General features: G+C 70.1%; 4 protein-coding genes. All 4 read left to right on the forward strand.

Translation table 11 applies throughout. From position 1 onward, the window contains the following. Positions 1-572, forward strand: a 572-nt coding sequence (locus WA944_RS26185) for a DUF4129 domain-containing protein (protein ID WP_526647493.1), incomplete at its 5' end; no start/stop codon positions are given. Further along, complete coding sequence (locus WA944_RS26190) at positions 569-1,054, forward strand: hypothetical protein (RefSeq protein ID WP_526371850.1); 486 nt, start codon at positions 569-571, stop codon at positions 1,052-1,054. The genes WA944_RS26185 and WA944_RS26190, both read left to right, overlap by 4 nt. Further along, positions 1,051-2,022: an AAA family ATPase gene (locus WA944_RS26195; RefSeq protein WP_526371852.1), complete on the forward strand. Its 972-nt coding sequence runs from the start codon at positions 1,051-1,053 to the stop codon at positions 2,020-2,022. Before WA944_RS26190 ends, WA944_RS26195 begins: the two co-directional genes overlap by 4 nt. Further along, the coding region (locus tag WA944_RS26200; protein WP_526647494.1) for a DUF58 domain-containing protein at positions 2,019-2,811 on the forward strand (793 nt) is incomplete at its 3' end. The genes WA944_RS26195 and WA944_RS26200, both read left to right, overlap by 4 nt.

The raw sequence follows: 2,811 nt of genomic DNA on the forward strand, positions 1-2,811 counted from the left end.
CCGTCGACGAGATGCCGCTGGCAGACCCCGACCCCGGCTCCGCCGAGGAGCCCGGCAGCACCGCCGCCGCGCCACCGGAATCGCCGCGCGGCGGCGGGAGTGACGTGTTCGGCTACCTCGCGGCGGCCACCGTCACGATGCTTGTCCTCGCCGTCGTCGCGGCGATCGCGGGACGACGGCGAACCCGGGCCCCGGCGGTCGAGCTCGTCGCCGCGGACGCCCCTGATATGGGTCGGTCCGCAGGACCGGATCTGGCCAGGGCAACCGAACTGGGCCTGGCCGAGATCGGCGACCGCAGCCGTGACCCGCGCGAGGCCATCATCGCCTGTTATGCGGCGATGGAACGCGAACTGGAGAAGTCGCCGGGCACCACCCCGCAGCTCTCCGACACCCCATCGGAGGTGCTGGCGCGCGCGGTCGCCCGCCGGGCGTTGCCCGCCGACAGCGCGGCCGAACTGGTCGACCTGTTCGAAGAGGCGCGGTTCAGCCCGCACGTGATGAACGAAGGCCACCGCGCGGCTGCCTTTCGTGCGTTGCGTCTGGTGCAACGAGAACTGCCGGCCGGCCCATGAAAAAAATGGTTCTCGGCGGGGTGTTGCTCGTGGTGACGGTGCAGCTGCTGGCCATCACTCAGCTCGACCGCACCCTGATGTTGGGCGTGACGGGGGTGGCGCTCGGCGGTGCGTTGGCCGCCGCTCGGTGGCGTCTCACTCATCACGCCGCCGGCACCTTCGACGACACCGCGACCGACGATTCGGGGGCGTCACTGCGCCGCTGGCTGACCCGCACCGAGACGCTGATCTCCTGGTCGGAGTCCACGCGCTCGGACTGGGACCGCCGGCTGCGCCCGATGCTGGCGCGCCAGTTCGAACTCGCCGCCGGACAGCGGAAAGCCAAGGACCCGAGAGCTTTTCATGCCACAGGTCGCATGCTGTTCGGGGACCAGCTCTGGCAGTGGGTCGATCCGGAGAACATCTCTCGGACCGGTGGAACCGAGCCGGGACCCGGCCGCGAGGCACTCAACGACATCCTGGAACGTCTGGAGCGGTTGTGACCCAAGACCTCGAGCCTGCGGCCACCACGGCACTGTGCGAATCGGTGCTCGACGAGATCGGCCGGGTGGTGGTCGGCAAGCGCCGGGCGCTGAACCTGATACTGACCACCGTGCTCGCGCGTGGTCACGTCCTCGTCGAGGATCTACCGGGTCTCGGAAAGACGTTGATCGCCAAGTCGTTCGCCGCCGCGTTGGGGCTGGAGTTCACCCGCGTGCAGTTCACCCCCGACCTGCTGCCCGCCGACCTGCTCGGCTCGACGATCTACGACATGCATTCGGGCCGGTTCGAATTCCGCCGCGGACCCATCTTCACCAACCTGCTGCTCGGCGACGAGATCAATCGGACACCGCCCAAGACCCAGGCCGCATTGCTGGAGGCGATGGCCGAACAGCAGGTCAGTATCGACGGGGCGACCCACCCGCTGCCGGTGCCCTTTCTGGTGCTGGCCACCGACAACCCGATCGAGTACGAGGGCACGTACCCGCTGCCGGAGGCGCAGTTGGACCGGTTCGCGATCAGGCTGGAGCTCAAATACCTGTCCGAGCATGAAGAGGCCACGATGCTGCGCCGCCGCCTCGATCGCGGATCGGTGCCGCCGGCCGTGCAGCAGGTGGTCGACGCCCGCGACCTGGTGGCCATGCAGGAGTCGGTCGAAGAGGTGACCGTTCACGACGACGTCCTGCAGTACGTGGTCTCGCTGGCCACCGCCAGCAGGCAGCATCCGCAGGTCGCCGTCGGCGCCAGCCCGCGCGCCGAACTCGACCTGGTGCAACTGGCGCGGGCGCACGCGCTGCTGCTCGGCCGCGACTATGTGATCCCCGAGGACGTCAAGGCGCTTGCGGTGCCGGCGTTGGCTCACCGGATCAGCTTGAAGCCAGAGATGTGGGTCCGGCGGGTACAGGGCGCCGACGTGGTCGACGAGCTGCTGCGCCGGTTGCCGGTGCCGCGCGCCCGGGGAGCGCAGTGACCGCTTCTGCTGAGACCAGCCACATCGACGTCGAGTTACGTTGGCGCGCAGCACCGTTGGCCCGGTCGATCGCCACGTGTGCCGGCATCGCGGTGGTCTGCGCGTTGATCACCGGCAGCTGGGAGCTCATCGCATTCGCCGCGCCGCTGCTGGGTGTGCTGTGTTCGCTGGGCTGGCAGCGGCCGGTGCCGACCGTGGAGGTCCGCGCGCAGCCGGGGTTTCAACGCTGTTTCGAATCCGAGCAGGTCCGGGTCGACGTGCACGCGGAGGCCGACGACGGCGGCACCGTCGCGCTGCACTGTTCGGTACCGGCCGGGATGGAACTGCAGAACGTCACGCCAGGTGTCGGCACGTCGGTCGTCGTCCAGGCCGCACGGTGGGGGCGGTACCCGATCCGGGTCACGGTGCGGGTGCTCGGGCGGGGTGGACTGCTGGAGGGCAGCGGAACCGTCGACGCCGCCGAAGTGTGCGTGTTCCCGGTGGCACCACCGCAGTCCACCGCGATTCCACGCACCGATCTGCTCGACCGGCTGGGCACCCATCTGGCCCGCCACCTCGGCCCCGGCGTGGAGTACGCCGACATCCGGCAGTACGTCCCCGGTGACCAGCTGCGCACCGTCAACTGGCCGGTCAGTGCGCGCCGCGGTGCGCTGCACGTCACCGAGCGGTTGACGGACCGGGCCGCCGACGTGGTGGTGCTGCTGGACACCTACCCGCAGCCTCCGGGCCCTGCCACGGCTGCGGCGGAGCGGAGGGCACGGGGCGCCGCGCAGGTGGTGCAGAGTGCGC

It is taken from the genome of Mycobacterium sp., from assembly GCF_049683355.1.
GTDB lineage: Bacteria > Actinomycetota > Actinomycetes > Mycobacteriales > Mycobacteriaceae > Mycobacterium.

Excerpts from the sequence above, each read along its gene's own strand:
- WA944_RS26190 (WP_526371850.1), top strand. The coding sequence starts at position 569 with ATGAAAAAAATGGTTCTCGGCGGGGTGTTGCTCGTGGTGACGGTGCAG.